The sequence below is a fragment of the Flexivirga sp. G2 genome (assembly GCF_055397625.1).
This window is the reverse complement of the sequence record NZ_AP039675.1, coordinates 2,949,935-2,975,205: the sequence shown is the minus strand read 5'-3', so window position 1 is coordinate 2,975,205 and position 25,271 is coordinate 2,949,935. Positions and strand designations below refer to the sequence as shown.

Here is a 25,271-nt window from a genome sequence, read left to right as displayed (position 1 = left end):
TCGGCGAACGAGTGACTCAGTGGGTGAGGATCTTCGACAGGAAGTCCTTGGCGCGTGTCGACTTGGGGTTGGCGAAAAACTCCTCGGGCGCCTGCTGCTCGAGGATCTGACCGTCGGCCATGAAGACGACCCGGTCGGCCGCGCGGCGGGCGAAGCCCATCTCGTGGGTCACGACGATCATCGTCATACCGTCCTTGGCCAGGCCGGCCATGACGTCGAGGACCTCGTTGATCATCTCGGGGTCGAGCGCGGAGGTCGGCTCGTCGAACAGCATCACCTTCGGCTGCATGGCCAACGACCTCGCGATGGCCACCCGCTGCTGCTGCCCACCGGACAATTGAGCGGGGTACTTCTCCGCCTGCGCCTCCACGCCGACCCGCTTGAGCAGGTCCATGGCGCGTGCCTCTGCATCGGCCTTGCTCATCTTGCGCACCTTGATCGGGCCGAGCGTGACGTTCTGCAGGATCGTCTTGTGTGCGAAGAGGTTGAAGGACTGGAAGACCATGCCGACGTCGGCGCGCAGTCGGGCCAGTTCGGCGCCTTCCTCGGGGAGTGCGGCGCCGTCGATGGTGATGCTGCCGGTCTCGTAGGTCTCCAGCCGGTTGATCGTCCGGCACAGCGTCGATTTGCCCGATCCGGACGGACCGAGCACGACGACGACCTCGCCCTTTGCGACCTCGAGATCGATGTCGCGCAACACGTGAAGGTCACCGAAATGCTTGTTGACGCCCGCCATGCGGACGAGGGGTTCGCCCGACGCGACGTTCGTTTCACCCGCCGTGGGCGCCTGCTCCGTCATGGGTAAGAACCCTACAAGGCGATCTCAGGATTTTTTAAACTTTGTGGAGTAGGGCGCGATTTCGTTGCCGGCCCGTTGCGAAACCGGCCACGCCGGGCGGAGCCGAGCACGACCTGTGAGCACGACCTGGACGCACGAGCTCGCCGTGTTGATGCCAGAATGTCGCTGCACCAAGGGGGCGATAGCTCAGCCGGTTAGAGCAGCGGACTCATAATCCGTCGGTCCTGGGTTCAAGCCCCAGTCGCCCCACCTATTTCCTGCAGGTCTACGGCACGTCCTGTCGGCCGGCCGGATCCACGCGTTCCAGCGTGCGGCGTCACGAACGGCCTTACGATCCGGTGATGGGGATCCAGGGGGATGGCCCGAGCAAGAAGTGCGTCCGCTGCACGGTGCTTGCCATTGTCGTGGTGTTCCTTGCTCTCGGCGTGACGCAGTGGGCGGTTGACCGGTCTGCGAGGACGAGTGAGCAGGTGCGTCGGCACGACGCGAGGTCAGCGTGCCACCAGTGGATCCGGGACCAGTTGGACGCGTCGGCGACCACGAAATTCTCGCGGGAGGCGGGGGTGGGCACGAGCGGCAGGTACAGCTTCCGCGGGTCGGTCGTGGCACAGACTGATTCCGACGCGGCGATGCACTCGAGGTGGGCTTGCGACGTGCGCTCGGCAGTGGACGGTTGGTGAGGGAGTGCCCGTCTGACGGGATGACCGGTCCCGTCGCCCGGTCAACCCACCACGGATCGCAACTCGGTGAGCAGTTCGCGCCCACCCCACACCGGATGTATGGCGCGCTCCGCGTCGTGCACGAGCGAGACCAGGCGGGCGTTCACCGGTGCCTCAGTGCCGGTCGCGGCGGCGAGATCGACCACGGCACCGTTGATCCAGTCGACCTCGGTCGGCCGGCCAGCGGCGAGATCGTCCGCCATCGACGACCGGGCGGTCGGACCGATCGCCAGCACCTTGGCACCGAGGCGCCGGAACAACGGATCGGGCACCTGCAACGCACGTGCCATCAGCGCGGGGGAGAGGCCGGTCAGTTTCGCCGGCGCCGGACCGGAGCGCTTCATCACCCGCAACGCCTCCAGTTGCGCCAGCGACAGGCAGCGCCGGAAATCGCGGATGCCGAGCTCGGCCCGCAACGGCAGGCCGGACAACGCATTGATCGAATTGTTCAGGTTCAGAAGGAGTTTCGCGCGCAACACGGCGTCCATGTCGGAGCGCTGCTCGACGGGCACGCCCGCCCCGGCGAACGCTTCGGCATACCGGTTCCAGACCGGGTCGGCGGCGGCCATGATCCCGCCGGCCGTCGTCTGCTGGAAGCTCGCCCCGTCGCGCACCACGTTGAAACCGACCATGCCGGTGATCACCCGATGACCGGGCAACCCGGCGCGCAGATCCGCACCCCCGTGCAGCCCGTTCTGCAGGTTGAGCACAACCGCATCCTCGGCGAGCAGTGGGCGCAACTGCTCGGCCACAGCACTGTTGGCGCCGGACTTCACCGTCACCATCACCAGGTCGGCATTCCGCACGGCGTCTGCGTCAGTCGTGAAATCCGGTGTCACCGTGAGTGATTCGCCGTCCAATGCGACCAGCCGCATGCCGTCGGCGACCGTTTCCTGCATCGATCCGCGACCGACGAAGGTCACCTCGGCCGCGGTCGCCGCCGCAAGACGGCCGCCCACATAGCAACCGATGCTCCCGGCGCCGAAAACACAGATCGTCATATCGACACCGTAGAGGTCAGGCAGCTGCCGTCGACTCGTCACCGGCGCCCGTCGCAGTCTGTCGACGGGACGGCAACGCAGTCGGCTCGATCGGCGCACGACGGCTGCGGCGCTTCAGGCGTGCCGCGAGGTGATTGGGAAGCGACAACCGAATCACCTTCATCCACGCCGATCCCACCTGTCGCGGCAGCGATCCGGAGAGGTACTGCAGGCCGTAGCGCTCGCAGATGTCGCGCACCTGCGGTGCGATCTCGGCATACCGGTTGCTCGGCAGGTCGGGGAAGAGGTGATGCTCGATCTGGAACGACAGGTTGCCCGTCGCGATGTGCATCGCCGTCGAACCGTGGATGTTGGCCGAGCCGATCATCTGGCGCAGGTACCAGTCACCGCGCGTCTCACCGTCGATGGACGTCTTGGTGAACGTCTCGACGCCCTCGGGGAAGTGGCCGCACATGATGACGGAGTGGGTCCACAGGTTGCGGGCGAGGTTGGCCGTGTAGTTGGCGATCAACGTGCGGCGTGCCGAACCGGTCAGCAGTGCGAGTGCCGGGTGCACCACGTAGTCCTTGGTGACCTGAGCGCGGATCTTGTTCACGACCTTCTTCGCGTCGCGTTTGAAGACGTCCTTGTCCTTGCGGCCGATGAAGTACTTGCCGAGCTCCAGGTCGTATGCCGCGATGCCGTACTCGAAGAAGCAGGCGTTGACGAAGTTCCAGACCGGCTGGCCGAGGTAGAACGGCGTCCAGGGTTGGTCCTCGTCGACGCGCATGATCCCGTAGCCCAGGTCGTTGTCGCGACCCAGCACGTTCGTGTAGGTGTGGTGCAGCTCGTTGTGGCTGTGCTTCCACAGGTCGGCCGGCGACGCGTTGTCCCACTCCCAGGTGGTGGAGTGGATCTTCGGGTCGCGCATCCAGTCCCACTGGCCGTGCATGACGTTGTGCCCGATCTCCATGTTCTCCAACACCTTCGAGACCGTCAGGCCGATCGTGCCGACCACGAACGCCGGCTTCCAACGTGACGCGAGCAGCAGTGCGCGCGATCCCATCTCGAGGCTGCGCTGGGTCTTGATGACCTTGCGGATGTATGCCGCGTCCTTCGCACCACGCGTCTCGATGACGCCGGCGCGCACGGCGTCCAATTCACGGCCGAGGGACTCGATGTCCTCGCGGCTGAGGTGCGCGACGGGGTTGTGTTCCTTCTTCTGCAGGGCAGTCATGAGATTCCTTCGTCAGGAGGGAGTGTGGAGGGAGTGGTCAGAGGTCGATGTCGCAGCGGCCGGCCGCTGCGGAGATGCAGGTCTGGACGAGGACACCGTCGCCGGGGGAGGCGGTGGTCGTCTCGCCGGTGCGCAGGTCGCGGACCGAGCCTTCGCGCAGCGGCAGGACGCAGCCGAAGCAGATCCCCATCCGGCAGCCGGACGGCATGAGCACTCCGGCCTCCTCGGCGGCGTCGAGGATCGGCTGTGCGCCGTCGCACTCGACGTCCCGGTCGAGTCCGGTGAGGTGGACCGTGCCGCCGTCGCCGGGCTCGGCGAGGGTCGGTCGGAACTGCTCGGTATGCAGCCTGTCCGTGAGCCCGGCTGCCTCCCAATGGGTTTCGAGGGCTTCGAGCATCCCAGCCGGCCCACAGGCGAACGTTTCACGGTCGCGCCAGTCGGGCACCAGGTCGTCCAGCGCGGCAGTGTCCAGCATGCCGTCCACGTCGGTGTGCCTCTCCTGCAAGGAGATTCGGCCATCGCCGGCCAGGGCGCGCAACTCGGCGGCGAAGATGACGTCCTCCGGGCGCGGCGCCGAGTGCAACAGCACGACGTCGTCCAGGCGGTCCAGCGTATGGCGCAGCATGCCCATCACCGGGGTGATGCCGCTGCCGCCGGTCAGCAGCAGGATCTTCGCGGGGAGCACCTCGGGCAGCACGAACTCACCGTCGGCCTGCTCCATCTGCAGCACCTGCCCGACGTGCAGCGAGCCGACGAGCTGTGTGCTGACCGCGCCGCCGCTGATCGCCTTCACGGTGATCGCGATGCAGCCGTCCTGCCGCGGGCCGGACGTGATCGAGTACGCCCGCCACAGCCGGACGCCGTCGACGTCGACACCGATCCGGGTGTACTGGCCCGGACGGTGGCCGCGCCAGCCGCGGCCCGGCCGGATGACCACGGTCACGGCGTCGGCGGTCTCGTGGGTGATCGATTCGACCCGGCCGCGCAGCAGGGTCGCCGAGCGCAGTGGGTCGAAGAGATCGACGTAGTCCTCCGGCAGCAGCGGCGTGGTGGCCGCCTTCACCAGACGGAACGCGTGCGTGCGCCAGCCGCCGCGGTCCGGTCGGGGCCGGTCGGCGGGTGTGCGAACGGGTGGTGCAGCTGTCATGGATATCAGGTTGGTCCACGATGAAGCTCAAATTCTTGCCCTGCGCAGGTGACGCGGCATACTGGAATTGTGCGCAGCGAACAATCGATGCCCAACGCGGCCAGTCTCGAGATCCCGCAATCGGTCATCACGACGCTCACCGATCTGCTGCCGACGGTGAGTGAGCGCGTCGTCGGCGCGGTGGTCGACGGCGTCCCGAGCTATGCCGGAGCGCTCGCCGACCAGATGCGGGAGACGATCGAGCAGGCGGTGCAGTTGGCGCTCGCCGGATTCCTGCGATTGGCAGCGGCCGGGCCGGGTGGCGATCCGAGCACACCGCTGCAGACCTCGGTGCACGGTGCCTACGCGCTCGGCCGGGGTGAGGCGCGCAGCGGGCGTTCGATGGACGCGCTGCTCGCGGCCTACCGGGTCGGTGCGCGAGTCGCCTGGCAGGACTGGTCCGCGGCAGCCGTCGCCGCGGGACTGGACGCGATCACGCTCGCGCGATTCGCCGAGCTCGTCTTCGCCTATATCGACAGCCTCTCGGCGGCGAGCGTCGCCGGCCACGCGGAGGAGCTCGCGGTCGAGGGCCGCGTCCGTGAGCGACGTCGTGAGCGAGTAGCGGGTGCACTGCTGAGGGGTCACGACGAGGACACCGTGCTGAAGCTCGCCGAGCGTGCCGAGTGGGATCCGCCCGTGACCCTCACTGCGGTGGTGTTGCCTGCCGAACGGGTCAGCGCCGTCACCGCGCAGCTCGGCTCGAACTGCCTGCGTGCGGAGGACGAGTCCGACCGTGAGCCACCGGTCGCGGTGCTGCTCGTGCCGGACGCCGACGGCCCGGGCCGGGTGCACCTGCTCCGTGTGCTCGCGGGTCGGCCTGCGTATGTCGGTCCGGTGCGGCCCTGGCTGGAGGCCGGGGCGTCATACCGCCGGGCGCTGCGCGCCTTCGACCTCGGCTTCGCCGGCCGCGAGCCCGTGGACACCGATGATCACCTCGCCCGACTGGTCATCGGCGCCGACCCCGCGGCGCACGCCGACCTGCGCGCGGCCGCCCTCGCACCGCTCGCCGAGTTGTCGCCTGCGACGGCGGAGCGGCTGGCCGAGACGCTGCGCGCCTGGCTGCTTCATCAGGGCCGCCGCGACGCGGTTGCCGCGGAGTTGCATGTGCACCCGCAGACGGTCCGCTATCGGATGGCGCAGATTCGCGAGGCGTATGGCGACCGGCTGGCCGATCCCGACGTGGTCCGTGACCTGGTGATCGGGTTGTCGGTGCGCACTGCGCGCGCAACGGCACGTCGATAGGCTGGATGCATGTCCAGTCCGATGAGCGGCGGCTTCGGTCGCCAAGGTGCTGCTTTCCAACGCGGCCTGACCCTCGAATACCCCATGTCCCTCGGCGTATTCACCGATTACGCCGACGCGCAGCGCGCGGTGGACTACCTGTCCGACAAGGAGTTCCCGGTCGAGAACTGCATGATCGTCGGCACCGAGCTGAAACAGATCGAGCGTGTCGTCGGCCGCTTGACCTGGGGCCGGGTGCTCGCCGGTGGAGCCTTGTCCGGAGCGTGGTTCGGTGCCTTCATCGGTCTGATCCTGTCGATGTTCGAATCCGGCGTGAACGTGCTCGGGGTCGTCATCTCGACCGTCATCTTCGGTGCCGTCTTCGGCGCCGTGTGGGCCGCGATCGGCTACAGCCTCACCGGCGGCAAGCGTGACTTCCAGTCGGTCACCCAGGTGATCGCCACGAAGTACGAGGTGCTGGTGGAGCACAAGTTCGCGATGAAGGCGCACGAACTGCTCGACAACATGCCCGGTGCCGGTCCGACGCTGACCTGAACCGGCGCCCCGGCGGGAGAGTTCGGCGGACCGGCCCTTGCAACGACCGGGTCGGTCTACAGCTTGAGGCTCTCGTCGGTCTGGCCGAACTTGTCCTGCAGGAACCGGTAACTGGACAGCAGTCCTTCGGCTCCATGGGTGCGTGCTTCGGCGGCGATGTCGTCCAGCGCGCCGTGCATGATGGTGACCTGCTCGTCGAACAGCACGGCGCCGGTCTTGCCGTCCTGCAAGGGTTCGGTGTCGGCGACCGACGGCGGCAGTGCCAGGTAGCCCCGGACAGCCGTCGGTGCGAAGTCCTCGTGGATCTGCTCGACCTCGAACAGCAACCGGTCACTGGCGCGATGCGATCGCAGCTCGGCATACAGCGCGTCGGACCGACGCAGCAACTCGTGCAGGTTCGCTCGAGCGGGCTGCGGCAGTCGCGGGTCGTTGAACAACCGGTCCAGTTCGAACTTCGACGACCGCATCGTCGACTCCCTGGCGGCGGCCTCGTGGAAGGCCTTCCGTTGCACGTGTCGTGCATGCCGGCGGCGGTTGCGCTCCGGCCCGCCGGTGAGCGCCCAGAGTCCGACGAAACAGGCGAGCGGGAAGATCACCCACGGGAAATGACCGGCGACCAGCCCTGCGAAGGTCACCGCGGCCAGGCACCCGAACGCCGTGTGCACGTCGTTGCGCACCTTGTAATAGGGCCGGAAGAGGAACTCCACGCTGGAGAGCAGCAGGATCGCCATGCCGACGTGAACGACCCAACCGGCCGGGGTGAACGCAAGAGCGACCATCACCAGGGAGGACGCGATCGTGCGCAACCGCGCCTCGGTGCCGCGCCGGAAGGCGCTGGTCAACATCGTGATGAACGCACCCACTGCGAAGAGGTGCAGGATCCAAGCCATCATCGTCCCCGTCCCACGGCCGTGCTACCAGACTAACCGCCCGGCGCCGAATCGGCAGGAGCGTTGTGGACGAGTGACGGCATGAGGTCCGGTGCGGCGAGCAGCCGCTCGTAGGCGAGCTCGGCGGCACCCACCAGGGATGCCTGGCGAATCCGCCCTTGCAGCAACGTGATCGGCGCTCGGCCGATGGTCACCATGCCGCGCTGCAGGCCGATCCGGACCGATGGTTCGGCGAGCCGCATCACGTCGGCGAGATGGCCGCCCGCCACGATCGCCTGCGGATTGAGGACGTGCGAGATGTTGGAGAGGCCTCGGCCGAGCCACTGGCCGATGGACGCGACCACCTCGGCGGCCACCGCGTCGCCTGCGCCGGCCCGGTCGAAGAGCGTGTCCAGCTCGGGGGAGGGTATGCCGGCGGCTCCGGCGGCGCGCAGGATCGCGGCCTCCCCGACATACTCCTCGAGGCAACCGCGGTTCCCGCAGTGACAGACCGGTCCGTTGGCCTGCACCGACATGTGGCCGATCTCCCCGGCATACCCGCGGCTGCCGCGCAGCAGGTCGCCGCCGATGATGATGCCGCCACCGACGCCGACCCGTCCCAGTACGTAGACCAGGTCCGCGCAGCCGACCGCGACGCCCCGGCGGTGCTCAGCGAGCGCGGCCAGGTCCGCGTCGTTGCTGACCACCACGTGTTCGCTCAGCCGGTCCCGGAGCAGATCGCCGATCGGCTCGTTGTTCCACTGCAGGTTGGGCGCATAGACCGCGATGCCCCGCGGGTTGTCGATCATCGCCGGCAGGCTCACCCCGATGCCGACACGGGTGCTGCCGACCGCAGTGGTCAGCTGGTGGGCCGCGGCCGCGACCCGGTCGGCGACGTTGACGGCCGATCGTTCACGGCCCACCAGTCGCCATTCGACCTGTTGCAGCACCGCGCCGGACAGGCCGACGGCGGCGACCTGGACCCGTGCGACGTCGATGTCGACCGCGAGCACGTGCACCGCGCCGAGCCGGGGAACCACCAGGTATGGCGGCCGCCCGGCTCCGTCGCGGCTGCGCCTCGGCGTGGATTGAGTGACCATGCCGAGCTCGACGAGATCACCCACGAGCGCGCCGATCGTGCTGCGGTTCAGGCCGGTGCTCCGAGCCAGCTCCGGTCGGGACACCGCCCCATGGAGGTGCACGTGGCGTAGGACGACCGACAGGTTGTGCCGGCGGATCTGCTCGGGGCGCGCGGCGGACCGAGCGCCCGGTGGCATCTAGCCCAACCCAGCTGCGCCGGCCCGGCGACGGGACACGGCATCGACGGTCGCAGCGAGCAGCAGCACCAGGCCGGTGACGATCCACTGCCAGGCCGAGTTGTTCTTGCCCTGCAGCAGGTCCGCCATACCGTTGGTGATCACTGCGACCACGGCGCCACCGACGACGGCATCGGTGATCTTGCCCTTGCCGCCGAACAGGCTGGTGCCACCGACGACGGCGGCACCGACCGCGAGGAGCAGCGTGTTGCCGCCACCCTGTGCGGCGTTGACGGCGGTCTGGGAAGCGAGAACGACACCGGAGACGCCGGCCATCACCGAGCAGATCACGAACACCGAGATGCGGACCGAGTTGACCCGGATGCCGGCCCGGCGGGCTGCTTCGTCGCTGCCGCCGACCGCGTAGACGTGCCGCCCGTAGCGGGTGCGGTTGAGCACGAAGCCGAGGACGACGACCAGCACCAGGATCACCGGCACGACCCACGGCACACCGCCGAGGTACTCGCCGGGAACCTTGACCCTCGTCAACACACCGTCCTTCTGGACGATCTTGTAGCCGCCCGCCGCATTGGGGGAGCGGTTCAGGTTCAGCACCACGGTGAAGACGATGGCCAGTACGGCGATGCCGCCCACCTTGGCCGCCGTCACCAGGACCGGCTCGGTCGGCAGGCCCCTGCGGCGACGCGCGGCGACGGCGAGCAGCCGCTGGGCGGCATACCCGACGATGACCAGGATCGCCATCACCCAGCCTGCCCACTGCGGCATGTTGCTGTTCTCCAGGGCAACCAGCGCATCACTCTGCAGCGCCAGGTTGCCCTGCGTGTTGGCGCTGTTGACGACGATCTGTACGACGCCCTGCAGGCCCAGGAAGAGCGCCAGCGTCGAGACGAACGACGGAACCCGTAGGAAGGTACGCATCCAGCCGATCAGCAGACCGATGACGGCGCCGACGACCAGTGCGACCAGCACCGCGAACGGCCACAGCCAGTTGTGGATGAGGAGTACGGCGACGACGGCGCCGGCGACACCGGAGGTGGTGCCGGCCGACAGGTCGATCTCGCCGAGCAGCAGCACGAAGACCAGACCCATGGCCAGCAGGATGCCGGGGGCGGCCTGCGTGATCAGGCTGGCGAAGTTGTTCTTGGACAGGAAGCCGTCCTCGATCACCGAGAAGACGAGGAAGAGCACGATCAGCGCGGCGACAGCAGGGAGGGAACCCATGTCGCCGCCGCGGATGCGTTGCCAGTAGGTGCGCAGATAGGCACCGACGTGGTTGCCGCTGGGCATCGTGATGGCCGCCGCGGCGTTGTCCTCCACGGCGGCGTCGACATCGGCGGCGGTGGCTGTCTTGCTCAGGTGCGGGCTCATGCGCGGGCTCCCGTCGTGGCGGTCGGTTGGATGCCGAGGTCGCCGCTGCGGCCGGTCGTGATGAGCTCGACGATCTGGGTCTGGTTGACGTCCTTCCGGTCGACCGTGGCCGCCAGTTGACCCAGGTAGAGCGCCGAGATCTTGTCCGCCACCTGCAGCACGTCGAGCATGTTGTGTGAGATGAGGATGACGGCGACACCCTGGTCGGCGAGGCGGCGGACCAGGTTGAGGACCTGCTCGGTCTGGGCGACACCCAGCGCGGCGGTGGGCTCGTCGAGGATGACGACCTTGGACTTCCAGAGGGCTGCCTTGGCGATGGCGACCGTCTGGCGCTGGCCACCGGACAGACTGGAGACCCGCTGGCGCACCGACTTCAGGGTGCGCACCGACAACGAGGTCAGCGTCTCGCCGGCGGCGATCTCCATCGACTCCTCGTCGAGGACGATCCCGCGCATCCGCTCGCGGCCCAGGAACATGTTCTGGACGACGTCCAGGTTCTCGCACAGGGCGAGGTCCTGGTAGACGATCTCGACGCCCAGGGCGGCGGCGTCGCGCGGCCCCGACAGGTGCTGCGGCACGCCGTCGAACTCATAGGTGCCCGAGTCGATCGAGTAGGTGCCACCGATGCACTTGACGAGGGTGGACTTGCCGGCGCCGTTGTCGCCGACGAGCGCGGTCACCTGGCCGGTGTATGCCGCGAAGTCGACGTCGTGCAGCACGTGCACGGCACCGAAGCTCTTGTTGACCCCGCGCAACTGCAGGATCGGCTGGTCTGACATGAATCTCCTTGCACAGCAACGGGGGACCGGGCGGACGAATCCGTCCGGTCCCCAGCGTGCGGGTGGATCGAAGTGGTTACTTGACGCCGGCGGCCGTGCACTTGGCCGCGTAGGCGCCCTTGCAGGTCGTCGACTTGGGCGTGTAGCCGTCGTTGATCGGCTGCGCGACGTTCGCCTTGGTGATCGCGATCGGCGGCGCCAGGATGGCCGGCACCATGCGGCCGGTCTGGGTGTCCTTGATCGTCTGCGTGGTCTTCGGCGGCGTGCCGTTGGCGAGGTTGGCCGCGGCGTCGACCACCGGGTAGGCCTCGTCCTTGGACGGCTTGTAGATCGTGAAGCACTGGGTGCCGTCCATGATCCGCTGCAGGCCCTCGACCGTCGCGTCCTGACCGGAGACCGCGACCTTGCCGGCCAGTCCCTGCTTCTTCAGCGCGGTGACGACCGAGCCCGCCATACCGTCGTTGGCGACCATCACGGCGTTCATCTTCGGGTTCTTCTGCAGCATCGAGGTGAAGATGATGCCGGCCTTCTGGTTGTCCCAGTCGGCGACCGACTGGTCACCGACCTTCTTCCAGCTCGACTTCTTCAGGACCGAGTCGTAACCCTGCTTGAACAGGGTCGCGTTGTTGTCGGTCGGTGCGCCGTTGAGGTCGACGTACTGGACACCGGACTTGCCCTTGACCTGCGAGCACTGCTCGAGGGTCTTGCCCTGCAGCTCTCCGACCTTCACGTTGTCGTAGGACACGTAGAGGCTCGCGGAGCCGCCGAGGGTCAGGCGGTCGTAGTCGATGGTGTAGATGCCCTTGGACTTGGCGGTCTTCTCGATCTGGGCGGCCGATGCCGAGTCGAGGTTGACCAGCGCGAGGACCTTGACGCCGTCGTTCATCATCTTGGTGGCGATGGTGGTCATCTGCTGCGCCTGACCGTTGGCGTTCTGGATGTCGCACTTGAGGTTGTCGGTCGCGCAACGCGCCTTCAATGCCTCGGGGTCCGAGGAGATCCAGCGGTTCGAGGACTGACGGTCCGGCAGGATGATGCCGACCTTGGCGCCCTTGCCGTCGACCTTGGCCCCGGACGCGGCGCTCGAGCTGCCGCCACTGCTTCCGCCCGTCGCTGCGGCCGACGACGATCCACCGCCACCGCCGGCAGTGGCGCTGGAGCCGCCGCCGCTGCTGCTGCTTCCGCAGCCGGCCAGAGCCACGATGCCCGCCACTGCACACACCGTGCTGAGCGCACCTTTGCGCATGGTGTTCCACCTTTCCGATCAACGCTGAGCCGATTGATCGGACTCGAGCCGCTGGAGAGACTGAATATGTTGTGAGCGGCAACATATCCGATGCGAACGTGATCCGGACCACAAATTGCGGAATCCGAGTGGTCCGAATCCGATCGTGATCCAGCTGTGACCTGACGCGGTGCAGACGAGGCTCGGCATACACACAGTCGACCCACCGCGAACGCGCGGATTCGCTCCGTAGCGTCGCCGTCGTGAACGTGGTGGACGGGACAGGGCGCAGGGTGTTGCGTCGTCGGATCGGCGCTGGGGTCCTGGCGCTGCTGTTGGTGATCGTGGGCAGCGGGATCGCCTTCTACCTGCACCTGAACGGCAACCTGCGGACGGCGGCACTGACGTCCGGTGGTCACGAGAAGGCGGACTCCTCGGGACGCACGCCGATCAATCTGCTGGTGATCGGCTCGGACACCCGGGCCAGCAGCGCCGACTGCGCCATCGGTGGCGGATGCTCGACAGCGTCGGCCACGTCCACCAAGGCCACCTCCGCCACCGCGAACGGCGATGTCCTGATGGTCGTGCACATCTCCGCGGATCGCAGCAACGCCACGGTGATGAGCATCCCGCGCGACACGATGGTGGACGTCCCGTCCTGCCGGGACGCAGCGACCGGCGCGACGGAGACGCCGCACACCGACCGGATCAACAGCACCCTGCAGTATGGCGCGGACTGCACCAGTGCTGCGGTGCACCGGTTGACGGGCGTGCCGATCGACCACTTCCTGGTGATCGATTTCGCGGGCGTGGTCACGATGTCCGATGCCGTCGGCGGCGTGCCGGTCTGCGTGAACAACGATGTGTACGACCCGTATTCGCACCTGAAGCTGGCGAAGGGAAGACACACGCTGCAGGGCAAAGCCGCCCTGGAATTCCTCCGGACGCGACACGGCTTCGGCGACGGGGGCGACATCGGGCGGACCGTCGCCCAACACATCTTCCTGTCGTCCATGCTGCGCGAGATGAAGAGTGCGTCGACCCTCGCGAATCCGGTGAAGGTGGTCAAGCTCGCCGACGCCGCCACCTCGGCGGTCACCGTCGACACTGGGCTCGGCAGCGTCAGTTCGTTGACGTCGCTGGCCTACCAGCTGGGCAAGGTGCCGGGTTCCCGGACAAGTTTCGTGACGATGCCGACGGTCGCGGATCCGGCGAACCTGAACACCGTCATACCGGCCGCGAACGCGAAGGCGCTGTTCGCCAAGATCGCCGACGACACGAGCCTGACCGGAGCAACGGGCTCGCACGGCGGCGCGACACAGGCACCGTCGGCCACGGCGGGCCCGACCAGCGCCGCCGGTTCGGCTGCGACGACTCCGGAAGCGACCGCGAACGGCGACGAGCACGCGACGACGGTCGCCGCCGCCACCGGCTGTGCACAGGTCAGCACCGCCGACACCGTGACGGTGGGCGGACGAGCCATGACGCCGACCCAGGCGTATGACGCGAGCCCGTCGGTGCCGAACTCGGCGAACTGACGCTCCTCGGAGCACGACCGAGGGGTATGACTGGTGCTGCTGTGACGAATGAGGCACAATGTGGCTCACAACCACACATGGCACGTACGGCGCACAGGCCGGACCGGCACGCACGCGAGGTCGTTGGGGAAGACGTCCCTCGCACATTGTCAGGAGGCCCGGATGTCTGCCGCGAACGCGCGTGCCGTGACCCGTGGGGTGGTGTTCGTTCATTCCACCCCAGCCGCGCTGTGCCCACACATCGGTTGGGCGCTCGAGAGCGTCCTCGGTGCGGCCGCGCCCATCGAGTGGATCAAGCAACCCGTCGAATCCGGCACCGTGCGTACCGAGCTGTCCTGGATGGGCGAGCCCGGCACGGGCGCCAAGCTGGCGAGCACCCTGCGCGGCTGGGTGGACGTGCGCTACGAGGTCACCGAGGAACCCAGCCCCGGCTGCGACGGTTCGCGCTGGTCGCACACGCCGTCGCTCGGCATACACCACACCTGGACCGCTGCGTCGGGGGACGCGGTCGTCGGTGAGGACAGGCTGCGGGCCTCGCTCGCCGCGAGCAAGGGTGACCCGGAGCTGTTCCGCGCGGAGATGGCCGAACTGCTCGGCACGGCGTGGGACCAGGAGCTCGAACCGTTCCGCTATGCCGGGGACGGTGCGTCGGTGCGCTGGTTGCACCGCGTGTCCTAGTCAGCACGAAAGCAGCGGCGCCGCAGACCTTTTCGGGCTTGCGGCGCCGCTGTTTTCGCTGCGTTGATCGTCAGACGGACTTCATCGCGATCGCGATGTTGTGCCCGCCGAAGCCGAACGCGTTGCTCAGGGCGGCGATGTCGCCGTCCGGCAGCTTGCGGTTCTCGTCGATGACCAGATCGAGGTCGATCTCCGGGTCGACGTCGGTGACGTTGATCGTGCGAGGGACCGTCCGGTGGTGGAGGGTCTGCGCCAGGATGACCGCCTCGATCGCGCCGGCGGCGCCCAGCAGGTGTCCGGTCATCGACTTGGTGCCGGTGAGGCAGACACCGTCGATCGCGTCGCCGAACGCCCGCTTCATCGACACGATCTCGGCGCTGTCGCCGACCGGTGTCGACGTGGCGTGCGCGTTGACGTGGATGATGTCGGACGGCTGCAGGCCGGCGTTGTCGATCGCTTCGTTCATCGCCCGCGCCTGGCCCGCACCCTCCGGGTCACCCGCGGTGATGTGGTAGGCGTCGGCCGACATACCGAGACCGGCGAACTCGGCGTAGATCTTCGCACCGCGCGCGGTGGCGTGCTCGTAGGACTCCAGGATGACGACGCCGGCACCCTCGCCGAGCAGGAAGCCGTCGCGGTCCGCCGCCCACGGCCGGGAGGCACCCTGCGGGTCGTCGTTGCGCTTGGACAGCGCCTGCGACGCGGCGAATCCGGCGATCGGCAGCGGATGGATCGCGGCTTCGGTACCGCCTGCGATGGCCACGTCGGCTCGACCCTCGCGAATCATGGTGGCCGCCATACCCATCGACTCGGCGCCCGAGGCGCAGGCCGAGACGGCCGTGTGCGCGCCGGCCCGGGCCTTGAACTCCAGCGAGATGTTGCCGGAGGCGGCGTTCGGCATCAGCATCGGCACCGTCAACGGGTAGACCCGGCGCGGGCCCTTCTCGTTGAGGACGTCGTACTGCGCGAGGAGGGTGTGCACGCCACCGATGCCGGTGCCGATCGCCGCGAGCAGCCGCTCCGGCTCGACCTCGGGTGCGCCGGCGTCCTGCCACGCCTCGCGCGCGGCGATCATGGCGTATTGGGCGAAGGGATCGGCCCGGCGGATCTCGACGCGGGGCAGCACCTCGCTCGGGTCCTGCTTCAGGCTCGCCGCGAAGTGGACCGGTAGCTCGTAGCGGTCCAACCACTCCTGCGGCAACGGTTTGGCACCGGACTCACCGGCGAGCAGGGCTTCCCAGGTCGTGGGGGCCGTGCCACCGACCGGCGTGGTGGCGCCGAGGCCGGTGATGACGACGCGCTTGTCTGCGCTCATGAACTTCAGGCTCCTTGACGAGGCGGAGTGACGAAATCAGTCGGATTTCGGTCGGGTATGGCGGGCAGCGGCCGCACCGGGGTGCAGCCGCTGCCGGTGGTCCTCGGTCAGGCCGAGCCGAGACGAGGGACGAGACCTCAGCTCAGGCCTGTGCCTTCTCGATGTACTTGACGGCGTCGCCGACGGTGGAGAGGTTCTTGACGTCGTCGTCCGGGATGCGCACGCCGAACTTCTCCTCGGCGTTGACGACGATCGTCATCATGGACAGCGAGTCGATGTCGAGGTCCTCGGTGAAGGACTTGTCGAGCTGCACGTCGGCGGCGTCGACACCGGTCTCCTCGTTCACGATGTCGGCAAGGCCCTGCAGGATCTCCTGCTCGCTCTGCGCCATGTCAGTTCTCCTTATTACGTTGCTGATGGTGGGTTTTCACCTTCGGGCTGACCCGGATTGCCCGCCGGGTCACGGGAACTCCGAAGTCGAGACTATGGCAGTTCGACGACCTGTGCTGCGTAGACGAGTCCGGCGCCGAAGCCGATCTCCAGGGCCAGCCCGCCGTGGGGCACCTCGCCCTCGCGCAGCATGCGCTCGGTCGCCAGCGGGATCGACGCGGCGGAGGTGTTGCCGGTCTCGGCGATGTCCCGCGCGACCGGGATGTCCTCGGGCAGCTTGAGCTGCTTGATCATCGCGTCGATGATCCGCATGTTGGCCTGGTGCGGGATGAACGCGTCGAGGTCGTTGGCGGTGATGCCGGCACGGTCGAGAGCCTGTTGCGCGATGGGCGCCATACCCCAGACGGCCCAGCGGAAGACCGACTGGCCGGCCATCTGCATGGTCGAGGCCTCGGCGATGTTCGCGACCTCGAACTTGCTGTAGTCGGGCTCCTCGCCGGTCGCTTCGACGTGCTCCCAGATCCGCCGGATCTCGTCCCAGCCGACCCGCTGCTGGATGGTCGACCACTTGTCGCCCTCCGAGCCCCACACGGTCGGGCCGATGCGAGGCACGTCGGACGGTCCGACGACGGCCGCGCCCGCACCGTCGGCGAGGATGAACGACGTCCCGCGGTCGTGGCGGTAGGTCCATTGGGAGAGTTTCTCGACGCCGATGACCAGGACGTTGTCGGCGCTACCGGCACGCACCATGTCGCTGGCGACCGAGATCGCGTAGCAGTAGCCCGCACACGCCGCCGAGATGTCGAACGCCGGCACGTTGCCGGTGCCCAGCCGGGTCGCGAGCAACGGTGCCGCCGCAGGGGTTTGGTAGGGGTGACTGATCGTCGCCATGACGATCGCGTCGACCTGATCCGGCGTGATGCCGGCCATCTCCAGCGCGGGCAGGGCGGCCTGCTCGGACATGTCGACGACCGACTCGTCCTCGCGGGCGAACCGGCGGGTCTTGATGCCGGACCGCTCCTGGATCCACTGGTCCGAGGAGTCGATCCAGGTACAGACCTCCTCGTTGGTCACCACGCGCTCCGGGCGGTAACCGCCGACACCGAGGATGCGCGAGTAGCGCCCGCCGTCGGTGGCGGTGATGGTGCCGGTCTTCTTCGGCTGGACGGTCATGGATCAGCTCCCTGTGCTCGTGCCGGTGGTGTCGCTGTCGGGGGTGCCCGCGTGTTCGCGGATCAGCCCGCGTGCCGCATCGAGGTCGTCGGGTGTCTTGACCGCCACGCTCGGGACGCCGCGCATGCCGCGCTTGGCCAGGCCGACCAGCGTGCCGGCCGGGCAGAGTTCGATGAGGCCGGTGACGCCGAGGTCGAGCATCGTCTGCATGGTGGTGTCCCAGCGCACCGGGCCCGCGACCTGTGCGACCAAACGGTCGAGCACCTCCGTGCCGTCGGCGACCGGGCCGCCGTCCTTGTTGGACAGCAGCGTCACCTGCGGGTCCTGCGGTGTCAGGCCCGCGGCGTGCGCACGCAGTGTGTCGACGGCGGGTGCCATGTGCTCGGTGTGGAAGGCACCCGCCACCTCCAGAGGTATGACGCGGGCCTTCGCCGGCGGGTTGTCCTGCAGCGCCGCCAACTGGTCCAGCGTTCCGGCGGCGACGATCTGGCCGGCGCCGTTGCGGTTGGCCGGAGTCAGGCCGTGCGACTCGAGCGTCGCCAGCACCTCGTCCTCGACGCCGCCGAGGACCGCGGCCATGCCGGTGGGGGTGACGGCGGCGGCGCGCGCCATACCGCGTCCGCGCTCGCGGACGAAGGCCAGTGCGTCGGCCTCGCTCAGGGTTCCGGCCGCGGCTGCGGCGGTGATCTCACCCACGGAGTGACCGGCCAGCACACCCGCGGCCTCGCTGACGGCAGCGCCGTCGAGCAGGACCCGCAGGGTGGCGAGACCGGCGGCGACGATCAGCGGCTGGGCGACGGCCGTGTCCTTGATCGTCTCGGCGTCCGACGTGGTGCCGTGTGCGACCAGGTCGGTGTCGGCGACCTCGGACAGCTGCTGCAGGTGGTCCGCGAAGCCGGGCGCCTCCATCCAGGATTCGAGGAAGCCGGGGGTCTGAGAACCCTGTCCAGGGCAGACGATCGCTAGCACGGATCCACTCTGGCGGATCCGGCCGCCGAATGTCGTCACCGAATCCGACGAAGCTTCACGACGGACTTTGGAGGAAATCTACAAAATGCCACCCGGTCCGACGTCATACCCGCGAGAGTGCCAGCGCGAGCCGCACCGTGAACGCGTCACGGGTGTCGGTCAGGTCGAAACCGGTCAGTTCGGCGATCCGGCCGAGCCGGTAGCGGACCGTGTTGGGGTGCACGAAGAGCTCCCGGGCGGTCGCCTCCAGGCTGCCCTGATCGAGGTAGACCGGGACGGTGTCGCGCAGCCCCGGACGGTCGCGCAGTGGCCGCGTCACCTTGTCGACGAGGGCCCGCCGCGCGCGGGTGTCACCGGTCAAGGCACGCTCGGGCAGCAACTCGCTCGCCGGGCACGGTCGCGGCGCCTGCGGCCAGGCGGCCGCGGAAGCGTGGCCGGACAACGCCGCACGGGCGCTGCGGCCGGCGGCATACAGGTGGGGAACCAGCGGGCCGACGACCACCGCACCGTCACCCCACAGGTGCTGGAAGCGGGCAGCAACGGTGAGTGCATCGTCCACGCCGCCGAGGATCGCGATCAACAGGTTGCGCTGCACGGAGCCGAGGGCGACCAGGCCTTCGTGAGTTGCGTTGCGGCGCAGCGCATCCAGCGCCTCGGTGCCGGGTCCGGCAGGGGCGGCGCCGGCGATGACGACCACCCCACGGACCTCGTCCCAGCCGAGTGCCGCCACGCGAGAACTGAGGACGTCGTCGGCCTCGGCACGCAGCACGGCGTCGACCACGAGCGCCTCCAGACGCGCATCCCACGCGCCGCGTGACTCGGCCGCCTGGGCATAGACGTGAGCCGCTGCGAAGGCGATCTCCCGCGAATAGGTCAGGACCGCTTCGCGCAGCTCATGCTCGTCGCCGGTGGCGGCGAGCTGGGGCACGTGCTCCTCCACGACGTCGATCGCGGTGCGCACCATCTGCAGCGTCTGCGCGAGGGCGATGGTGCGCGTGAGTTCGCGAGGTGCGGTCGCGAAGACGTCGAGCGGCATCGGTGGTGTGGACTGCGGGTCGCGGTACCAGGCGATGAACGCGTGTATGCCGGCCTGCGCGACGAGGCCGACCCAGGAGCGCTCGTCGGCGGTAAGACGGCCGTACCACTCATAACTGCTCTCCAGGCGCGCGATCGCTGCGGTCGACAGCAGATCGGCGCTGCCTTCGAGCCGGTGCGCCGTGGTGGTTGCCATCCCACCAGTCTATTTGTATGACGTCACAGTGTGCCCGATGCTGCTGTGCGGCAGTGGGCAGCTGGTCGCGAGTCGCCGCCCGGATCGGTCCCAGTTGCTCAGCTGCTCTGTTCGACGGCCGCCTTGAACCGCCGGAGAGTGATCCGTATGCCGTCGTCGAGCTCATCGGCGTGGCCCTCGACCCCTCCGAGCAGCGTCTTCGTGGTCAGCCGTGCGAGCGGTGGGATCGAGTGCATCGGCCGTTCGACGGTGACTCGCGTCATCCCGGCGGCCGGATCCGCGCTCGGCGTCATCGGCTCCAGCGACCAGATCCACCGGGCACCGCTCGTCGGGGTGTTCCACGCAAGAAGCGACTTCGGCCGCAGATCGGTCACGACATTACGGGTGGGCCACACGACGGGACCGCGCTTGTTCACGCCGAGATACCACTGCCCTACGCGCAGCCCACCGGGCTTCAGCGGGACCATCCTGAGCAGCTCGGGGCTCCAGTCCGGCATCCGGGCGAGGTTCGTCAGCGTCGCCCACACCTCGTCGGGCGCCGCGGCGATGTCGATCTCGGCGCGAAGGGTCCGCAGGGCAGGGGAGGTCGTCATACCCGTCAGTATGCAGCGGGGCGCGGTGTGGCAGATCGGATCCGACACCAGGAAGGCCTCGGAGCGCACTCCGAGGCCTTCCTGGTGATCCGCCTGATCGCCTCGGTCAGGCGTCGCCGCCGGCATTGCCGCTCGTGCCGGCCTGCGGGTTGAGCAGGTCGTACTTCGCCGCCGCATCGATGGCGGCCTGCGGGTCGATCTCGCCGCGGGAGGCCAGCTCCTGCAGGGTGCGCACGACCAGCGACGGCCCGTCGATGTGGAAGACGCGGCGGGCGGCCGCACGAGTGTCGCTGAACCCGAAGCCGTCGGCGCCGAGTGCAACGTAGTCCCCGGGCACCCACGGACGGATCTGCTCCTGGACCGAACGCATCCAGTCCGAGACCGCCAGGACCGGCCCCGGCCGACCCTGCAGCTTCTGGGTGACGAAGGGCGTGCGCTGTTCCTCTTCCGGGTGCAGGAAGCGCAGCTTGTCGGCCTCCTCGCCGTCGCGGCGCAGTTCGTTCCAGGACGTGACCGACCAGACGTCGGTGACCACGCCCCAGTCGTCGCGCAGCAACTGCTGTGCCTCGAGCGCCCACGGCACACCGACCCCGGAGGCCAGCAGTTGCGCGCGGGGAGCGTCCGCGGCGACGCCGTCCGCGCTGCCCTCGGCGACCAGGTGCATACCGCGCAGGATGCCGTCGACGTCGACGTTCTCCGGCTCCATCGGCTGCTGCATCGGCTCGTTGTAGACCGTCAGGTAGTAGAAGATGTCCTCGGCGTTGTCGCCGAACATCCTCCGCAGACCGTCCTGCACGATGTGTGCGACCTCGTAGCCGTATGCCGGATCGTAAGCAACGACAGCGGGATTGGTCGCGGCGAGCAGATGTGAGTGGCCGTCTGCGTGCTGCAGGCCCTCACCGGTCAGCGTCGTGCGTCCCGCGGTTGCGCCGACCAGGAAGCCGCGCGTCATCTGGTCGGCGGCCGCCCAGATGAAGTCTGCGGTCCGCTGGAAACCGAACATCGAGTAGAAGATGTAGATCGGCACCATCGGCACGCCGTGGGTGGCGTATGACGTGCCCGCCGCGGTGAAGGCCGCGACCGAACCCGACTCGTTGATGCCCAGGTGCAGGATCTGGCCGTTGGTGGCTTCCTTGTAGGCGAGCATCAGCTCGGCGTCGACCGAGGTGTAGTGCTGCCCGTGCGGGTTGTAGATCTTGGACGTCGGGAAGAACGAGTCCATGCCGAAGGTGCGTGCCTCGTCCGGGATGATCGGCACGACGTGCTTGCCGAACTCCTTGTCGCGCATCAGGTCCTTCAGGATCCGCACGAAGGCCATCGTCGTGGCGATCTCCTGCTTGCCCGAACCCTTCTTGGCGGCCGAATAGGCCTTCTCCTCAGGCAGTTTCAGCGCGCTGGACGCGTGTCGACGGTCGGGAACGGCACCACCGAGCTTGCTGCGACGCTCGCGCAGGTACTGGATGGCCGGGTCGTCCTCACCGGGGTGGTAGTACGGCGGCAGGTAAGGGTTGTCCTCGAGTTGCGCATCGCTGATCGGGATCTGCAGCGAGTCACGGAAGCCCTTGAGGTCCTCCAGCGTCATCTTCTTCATCTGGTGGGTCGCGTTGCGGCCCGCGAAGTGCGTGCCGAGGCTGTACCCCTTGATGGTCTTGGCCAGGATCACCGTCGGCTGACCGTTGTGCTCGACCGCGGCACGGTAGGCGGCATACACCTTGCGGTAGTCGTGTCCGCCGCGCTTGAGCTTCCACCAGATGTCATCGTCGGACCAGTCCTTGACCAGCGCCCGCGTGCGCGCGTCACGCCCGAAGAAGTGCTCACGGACGTAGGCGCCGTCGTTGGCGCGGAAGGTCTGGTAGTCACCGTCGGGGGTGCTGTTCATGACGTTGACCAGTGCACCGTCGCGGTCCGCGGCCAGCAGCGGGTCCCAGCCACGACCCCAGATGCACTTGATGACGTTCCAGCCGGCGCCGCGGAAGAAGCTCTCCAGCTCCTGGATGATCTTGCCGTTGCCACGCACCGGACCGTCGAGTCGCTGCAGATTGCAGTTGATGACGAAGGTGAGGTTGTCCAGTTCCTCGTTGGCGGCCAGTTGCAGCAGACCGCGCGACTCCGGCTCGTCCATCTCGCCGTCGCCGAGGAACGCCCACACGTGCTGCTGGCTGGTGTCCTTCATGCCGCGACCGTGCAGGTACTTGTTGAACGACGCCTGGTGGATCGCGTTCATCGGGCCGATGCCCATCGACACCGTCGGGAACTCCCAGAAGTCGGGCATGTTCCGCGGGTGCGGGTATGACGGCAGACCCATGCGCTGGCCCTGCACGACGTGCGAGTGCTCTTGGCGGAACCCGTCGAGCTGGTCCTCGGACAGGCGCCCCTCGAGGAAGGCGCGGGAGTAGATGCCGGGGGAGGCGTGGCCCTGGATGAACACCTGGTCGCCACCGCCGGGGTGGTCCTTGCCGCGGAAGAAGTGGTTGAAACCGACTTCGTACAGGGTCGCGGCGGAGGCGTAGGTCGAGATGTGCCCGCCGACGCCGACGCCCGGACGCTGCGCCCGGTGCACCATCATCGCGGCGTTCCAGCGCATCCAGGCGCGGTAGCGGCGCTCGACCTCTTCATCACCGGGGAACCAGGGCTCGGCCTCCGGGCTGATGGTGTTGATGTAGTCCGTGGCGGTCAGTGACGGCACGCCGATCTGCTTCTCGCGGGAGCGTTCCAGCAGCTTCAGCATGATGTAACGCGCGCGGGTCTGGCCTCCCTCGGCGATGATGCCGTCCAGCGAGTCCAACCACTCCTGGGTCTCCTCGGGGTCGATGTCAGGCAGCTGGCTGGGTATGCCGTTGAGGATGGGTCCTGCGTCCTCGCGCGCCATGAGTGGCTCCTCTCATGAACCGGTCGCATCGTGGCGACCGCGACGTCGTTGTCGGGGTTGAAGTCTGGATCCATCTTCTACCCGGCGACTCGGCCGGGAGATGGAGGGTTCGCGTACTGGTCAGTAGGGTTTTGGCGGCGAACCGTGTCCGATCAGGGAAGGTTCAACGGAGCGTGGCGGTGCACGTCCTTGTAGAGCAGGTACCGGAAGCGGCCCGGTCCGCCGGCGTAGCAGGCCTGCGGGCAGAACGCACGGAGCCACATGAAGTCGCCCTCCTGCACCTCGACCCAGTCCTTGTTCAGCAGGTAGACGGCCTTGCCCTCCAGCACGTAGAGCCCGTGTTCCATGACGTGCGTCTCGGGGAAGGGGATGGCACCGCCCGGCTCGAACGTCACGATGTTGACGTGCATGTCATGGCGTACGTCGTCCGGGTCGGTGAATCGCTGCGTGCACCAGCGTCCGTCGGTGTCGGGCATCGCGCCCATCTCGACATCGGACTCGTGGGTGACGAACGACTCCGGTGCGTCGATGCCGTCCACGACGGCATAGCGCTTGCGGATCCAGTGGAACGTCGCGGTCGCCGCCGAGTCGTTGTGCAAGGTCCATTGCTCACCAGGGGTGAGGAACGCGTAACTGCCTGCGCGCAGGGCGTGTTCGGCGCCGGCGAGGGTGAGCCGCAGCTCTCCGTCCACGACGAAGAGCACGCTTTCTGCCTCCGGGTTGTTCTCCGGCTTGTCGCTGCCACCGCCGGGACCGACCTCGACGATGTACTGCGAGAAGGTCTCCGCGAACCCGGTCAGCGGACGGGCGAGCACCCACAGCCGGGTCTCGTCCCAGAACGGGAGCCGGCTGGTCGTGATGTCGCTCATGGTGCGCCGGGGCAGCACGGCATACGCCTCGGTGAAGATCGAGCGATCGGTGGTCAGCTCGGTCTGCGCGGGCAGCCCGCCGCGGGGGGTGTAGTACGTGGCCATTCGTTGACTCCTCGGCACTCAGTGGGTGAGCGCGGTCAGCTCGGAAACTGTGAGACCGCACGCGGATTCGACTTCATCGGCGCCGACGGCGCCGCAGTGGACGCCGCGCAACAATGCGTCGGCGAGCATCTTCGCGGTGGCGGGTTCGTCCATCACGTCACCGCCGGAGGTCTGGTGCACGTATGCCGCCAGGCGTGACGCGGCGCTGGGCAGGGCCCGCCGGAAGAAGAGGTAGTTGGCCAGGTAGCGGGACACGAGGTGCCCGGGGTGCATGTCCCAGCCCTGGTAGATGCCGCGGATCAGCGAGCGGGTGACGAGGCCGGAGTGCAGTCGCCAGGTGGCGTGAGCGGCCGCCTCGTCGCCGAAGGCAACGACATTGGTGGAGCCGTCGCAGATCCGCGTTCCCGTTTGAGCGGCCGCGACCTGCATGACGGCCTTGGCGTGATCGGCGGCCGGGTGGTCGAGCGCTTGGTATGCCGCGGCGATGCCGAGGCCCGCGCTGTAGTCGAAGGTGCCGTAGACCAGCGAGCTGACCCGCCCGGGTGCCGCATGCACCATTCGTGCCACGGCCGCGCCACCGTCGGCGGCCAGAATCGCCTGCGGCGTCTCGATCTGTACTTCGAATCGCACACTGCCGGAAGGCAATTCGAGCTCATGCTCGAGGGTCGCGCACGCGGTGTTCATCGCTGCGACCTGGTCGACGCTGGTGACCTTCGGCAGGGTGAGGACGTTGCCCTCGAGAAGACCGGCGTGCGTCATACCGGCGAGGTAGTCGACCAGGGTTCGCACCGCGCGTGACCTGGTCGGTGCCTCGAACGACTTGAACCTGATGCCGTGCCAGGTCGGCAACCGGTGTTCGCCGGCCAGTTCGCCGAAGGCGCCGAGCACCCCGGCCAGGTGGCCGTCCTCGGCGTCGTCGGCGCGTACGCCGTAGCCGTCCTCGAAGTCGGCGCGCAGGTCCTCGATCGGGTCGCGCTCGAGCTTGTCGACGATGCGGTCGTAGACGGCGGCCACCTCGTCCGCGGATTCGCCTGTGGCGCGGGCGAGTTCGTCTGCGGACGGCGCGTAGGTGGCGAGCAGGTCGCGGGCCGTCGCCGCGAAGGTGCGCACGTCGTCGGCGGTGCAGCGATCTGCCGGAAGATAGACGGTGTGCACCGGGTGGCGGCCGGACGGCGCTCCCGGATAGTTCGTGTGCAGCGCCGCGTCGGCGTCGACCAATGCCTCGTCGAGGCGGTCGGTGAGTACGGTGCGGAAGTCGGGCACGCTGGCTCCTCTCGTTCCGAGTTCCATTATTTCGTATCATGGAGTGTAAATTCCATGTTGTCG

22 protein-coding genes and 1 tRNA gene are annotated in these 25,271 nt (G+C 68.1%); 5 read left to right on the top strand and 18 right to left on the bottom strand.

The annotated features are described in order from the left end of the window. Positions 1-16: 16 nt before the first annotated feature. Positions 17-799: an amino acid ABC transporter ATP-binding protein gene (locus tag ACZ50J_RS14415; protein ID WP_464297843.1), complete on the bottom strand. Its 783-nt coding sequence runs from the start codon at positions 797-799 to the stop codon at positions 17-19. 175 nt (positions 800-974) lie between these two features. Here ACZ50J_RS14415 and ACZ50J_RS14410 point away from each other — a divergent pair. After that, positions 975-1,048 (top strand) — tRNA-Ile (locus ACZ50J_RS14410). 472 nt (positions 1,049-1,520) lie between these two features. On the opposite strand, the gene ACZ50J_RS14405 is transcribed toward ACZ50J_RS14410, so the two are convergent. From ACZ50J_RS14405 to ACZ50J_RS14395, 3 genes are read right to left on the bottom strand one after another with little or no spacing between them, the layout of a single operon-like run. Beyond that, positions 1,521-2,519, bottom strand: coding sequence for a 2-dehydropantoate 2-reductase (locus ACZ50J_RS14405; RefSeq protein ID WP_464297842.1), 999 nt, complete (start codon positions 2,517-2,519; stop codon positions 1,521-1,523). 16 nt (positions 2,520-2,535) lie between these two features. Then, positions 2,536-3,735, bottom strand: coding sequence for a fatty acid desaturase family protein (locus ACZ50J_RS14400; RefSeq protein WP_464297841.1), 1,200 nt, complete (start codon positions 3,733-3,735; stop codon positions 2,536-2,538). A 37-nt stretch (positions 3,736-3,772) separates the two neighbouring features. Then, the gene (locus tag ACZ50J_RS14395) at positions 3,773-4,882 is read right to left on the bottom strand and encodes a ferredoxin reductase (protein WP_464297840.1); all 1,110 of its coding nucleotides are present in this window, start codon (positions 4,880-4,882) and stop codon (positions 3,773-3,775) included. Between the two features lie 69 nt (positions 4,883-4,951). Here ACZ50J_RS14395 and ACZ50J_RS14390 point away from each other — a divergent pair, with 69 nt between their 5' ends. Both ACZ50J_RS14390 and ACZ50J_RS14385 read left to right on the top strand, forming a co-directional pair. Continuing rightward, positions 4,952-6,163 (top strand): PucR family transcriptional regulator, encoded by a 1,212-nt coding sequence (locus ACZ50J_RS14390; RefSeq protein WP_464297839.1) that lies wholly within the window; start codon positions 4,952-4,954, stop codon positions 6,161-6,163. Between the two features lie 9 nt (positions 6,164-6,172). Continuing rightward, positions 6,173-6,697, top strand: coding sequence for a YflT domain-containing protein (locus ACZ50J_RS14385; RefSeq protein WP_464297838.1), 525 nt, complete (start codon positions 6,173-6,175; stop codon positions 6,695-6,697). Positions 6,698-6,753: 56 nt separating this feature from the next. Here the strand turns inward: ACZ50J_RS14385 and ACZ50J_RS14380 are convergent, their stop codons facing one another. The 5 genes from ACZ50J_RS14380 to ACZ50J_RS14360 all read right to left on the bottom strand — a co-directional run bounded on the left by ACZ50J_RS14380 (position 6,754) and on the right by ACZ50J_RS14360 (position 12,236). Continuing rightward, entirely contained in the window at positions 6,754-7,590 is an 837-nt protein-coding gene (locus ACZ50J_RS14380) for a hypothetical protein (RefSeq protein WP_464297837.1), read from the bottom strand. 29 nt (positions 7,591-7,619) lie between these two features. Further along, positions 7,620-8,843 (bottom strand): ROK family protein, encoded by a 1,224-nt coding sequence (locus ACZ50J_RS14375; RefSeq protein ID WP_464297836.1) that lies wholly within the window; start codon positions 8,841-8,843, stop codon positions 7,620-7,622. After that, positions 8,844-10,211: a sugar ABC transporter permease gene (locus tag ACZ50J_RS14370; protein WP_464297835.1), complete on the bottom strand. Its 1,368-nt coding sequence runs from the start codon at positions 10,209-10,211 to the stop codon at positions 8,844-8,846. Continuing rightward, the gene (locus ACZ50J_RS14365; protein WP_464297834.1) at positions 10,208-10,990 is read right to left on the bottom strand and encodes an ATP-binding cassette domain-containing protein; all 783 of its coding nucleotides are present in this window, start codon (positions 10,988-10,990) and stop codon (positions 10,208-10,210) included. Before ACZ50J_RS14365 ends, ACZ50J_RS14370 begins: the two co-directional genes overlap by 4 nt. A gap of 76 nt (positions 10,991-11,066) precedes the next feature. Next, on the bottom strand, positions 11,067-12,236 hold the full coding sequence (locus tag ACZ50J_RS14360) for a sugar ABC transporter substrate-binding protein (protein WP_464297833.1): 1,170 nt from the start codon (positions 12,234-12,236) through the stop codon (positions 11,067-11,069). Between the two features lie 242 nt (positions 12,237-12,478). On the opposite strand from ACZ50J_RS14360, the gene ACZ50J_RS14355 reads away from it, so the two are divergent. Continuing rightward, the gene (locus tag ACZ50J_RS14355; protein WP_464297832.1) at positions 12,479-13,753 is read left to right on the top strand and encodes an LCP family protein; all 1,275 of its coding nucleotides are present in this window, start codon (positions 12,479-12,481) and stop codon (positions 13,751-13,753) included. 162 nt (positions 13,754-13,915) lie between these two features. Beyond that, on the top strand, positions 13,916-14,431 hold the full coding sequence (locus ACZ50J_RS14350; protein WP_464297831.1) for a DUF3145 domain-containing protein: 516 nt from the start codon (positions 13,916-13,918) through the stop codon (positions 14,429-14,431). 70 nt (positions 14,432-14,501) lie between these two features. Here ACZ50J_RS14350 and fabF read toward each other — a convergent pair whose 3' ends face one another. The 9 genes from fabF to ACZ50J_RS14305 form a co-directional block, all read right to left on the bottom strand. Beyond that, the gene (fabF, locus tag ACZ50J_RS14345; protein WP_464297830.1) at positions 14,502-15,746 is read right to left on the bottom strand and encodes a beta-ketoacyl-ACP synthase II; all 1,245 of its coding nucleotides are present in this window, start codon (positions 15,744-15,746) and stop codon (positions 14,502-14,504) included. A 142-nt stretch (positions 15,747-15,888) separates the two neighbouring features. Continuing rightward, the gene (locus ACZ50J_RS14340) at positions 15,889-16,137 is read right to left on the bottom strand and encodes an acyl carrier protein (protein WP_464297829.1); all 249 of its coding nucleotides are present in this window, start codon (positions 16,135-16,137) and stop codon (positions 15,889-15,891) included. 92 nt (positions 16,138-16,229) lie between these two features. Then, positions 16,230-17,309 (bottom strand): beta-ketoacyl-ACP synthase III, encoded by a 1,080-nt coding sequence (locus ACZ50J_RS14335; protein ID WP_464297828.1) that lies wholly within the window; start codon positions 17,307-17,309, stop codon positions 16,230-16,232. A gap of 3 nt (positions 17,310-17,312) precedes the next feature. Next, entirely contained in the window at positions 17,313-18,278 is a 966-nt protein-coding gene (locus ACZ50J_RS14330) for an ACP S-malonyltransferase (protein ID WP_464297827.1), read from the bottom strand. 103 nt (positions 18,279-18,381) lie between these two features. Continuing rightward, on the bottom strand, positions 18,382-19,509 hold the full coding sequence (locus tag ACZ50J_RS14325) for a PucR family transcriptional regulator (RefSeq protein ID WP_464297826.1): 1,128 nt from the start codon (positions 19,507-19,509) through the stop codon (positions 18,382-18,384). A 98-nt stretch (positions 19,510-19,607) separates the two neighbouring features. Next, positions 19,608-20,102 carry an SRPBCC family protein gene (locus ACZ50J_RS14320; RefSeq protein WP_464297825.1) on the bottom strand — a complete coding sequence of 165 codons (495 nt, stop codon included), beginning with the start codon at positions 20,100-20,102 and terminating at the stop codon, positions 19,608-19,610. Between the two features lie 106 nt (positions 20,103-20,208). Beyond that, complete coding sequence (gene aceE / locus ACZ50J_RS14315; RefSeq protein ID WP_464297824.1) at positions 20,209-22,971, bottom strand: pyruvate dehydrogenase (acetyl-transferring), homodimeric type; 2,763 nt, start codon at positions 22,969-22,971, stop codon at positions 20,209-20,211. A gap of 152 nt (positions 22,972-23,123) precedes the next feature. After that, complete coding sequence (locus ACZ50J_RS14310; RefSeq protein WP_464297823.1) at positions 23,124-23,945, bottom strand: bifunctional allantoicase/(S)-ureidoglycine aminohydrolase; 822 nt, start codon at positions 23,943-23,945, stop codon at positions 23,124-23,126. Between the two features lie 18 nt (positions 23,946-23,963). Further along, positions 23,964-25,208, bottom strand: a complete 1,245-nt coding sequence (locus ACZ50J_RS14305; RefSeq protein ID WP_464297822.1) for a DUF6986 family protein — start codon at positions 25,206-25,208, stop codon at positions 23,964-23,966. Between the last annotated feature and the right edge of the window lie 63 nt (positions 25,209-25,271).

Coding starts and splice junctions, on each gene's coding strand:
- ACZ50J_RS14360 (WP_464297833.1), bottom strand. CDS start 12,236: ATGCGCAAAGGTGCGCTCAGCACGGTGTGTGCAGTGGCGGGCATCGTG.
- fabF (WP_464297830.1), bottom strand. CDS start 15,746: ATGAGCGCAGACAAGCGCGTCGTCATCACCGGCCTCGGCGCCACCACG.
- ACZ50J_RS14320 (WP_464297825.1), bottom strand. CDS start 20,102: ATGACGACCTCCCCTGCCCTGCGGACCCTTCGCGCCGAGATCGACATC.
- ACZ50J_RS14340 (WP_464297829.1), bottom strand. CDS start 16,137: ATGGCGCAGAGCGAGCAGGAGATCCTGCAGGGCCTTGCCGACATCGTG.
- ACZ50J_RS14325 (WP_464297826.1), bottom strand. CDS start 19,509: ATGGCAACCACCACGGCGCACCGGCTCGAAGGCAGCGCCGATCTGCTG.
- ACZ50J_RS14415 (WP_464297843.1), bottom strand. CDS start 799: ATGACGGAGCAGGCGCCCACGGCGGGTGAAACGAACGTCGCGTCGGGC.
- ACZ50J_RS14395 (WP_464297840.1), bottom strand. CDS start 4,882: ATGACAGCTGCACCACCCGTTCGCACACCCGCCGACCGGCCCCGACCG.
- ACZ50J_RS14335 (WP_464297828.1), bottom strand. CDS start 17,309: ATGACCGTCCAGCCGAAGAAGACCGGCACCATCACCGCCACCGACGGC.
- ACZ50J_RS14365 (WP_464297834.1), bottom strand. CDS start 10,990: ATGTCAGACCAGCCGATCCTGCAGTTGCGCGGGGTCAACAAGAGCTTC.
- ACZ50J_RS14400 (WP_464297841.1), bottom strand. CDS start 3,735: ATGACTGCCCTGCAGAAGAAGGAACACAACCCCGTCGCGCACCTCAGC.
- ACZ50J_RS14350 (WP_464297831.1), top strand. CDS start 13,916: ATGTCTGCCGCGAACGCGCGTGCCGTGACCCGTGGGGTGGTGTTCGTT.
- ACZ50J_RS14385 (WP_464297838.1), top strand. CDS start 6,173: ATGTCCAGTCCGATGAGCGGCGGCTTCGGTCGCCAAGGTGCTGCTTTC.
- aceE (WP_464297824.1), bottom strand. CDS start 22,971: ATGGCGCGCGAGGACGCAGGACCCATCCTCAACGGCATACCCAGCCAG.
- ACZ50J_RS14380 (WP_464297837.1), bottom strand. CDS start 7,590: ATGATGGCTTGGATCCTGCACCTCTTCGCAGTGGGTGCGTTCATCACG.
- ACZ50J_RS14370 (WP_464297835.1), bottom strand. CDS start 10,211: ATGAGCCCGCACCTGAGCAAGACAGCCACCGCCGCCGATGTCGACGCC.
- ACZ50J_RS14375 (WP_464297836.1), bottom strand. CDS start 8,843: ATGCCACCGGGCGCTCGGTCCGCCGCGCGCCCCGAGCAGATCCGCCGG.
- ACZ50J_RS14310 (WP_464297823.1), bottom strand. CDS start 23,945: ATGGCCACGTACTACACCCCCCGCGGCGGGCTGCCCGCGCAGACCGAG.
- ACZ50J_RS14405 (WP_464297842.1), bottom strand. CDS start 2,519: ATGACGATCTGTGTTTTCGGCGCCGGGAGCATCGGTTGCTATGTGGGC.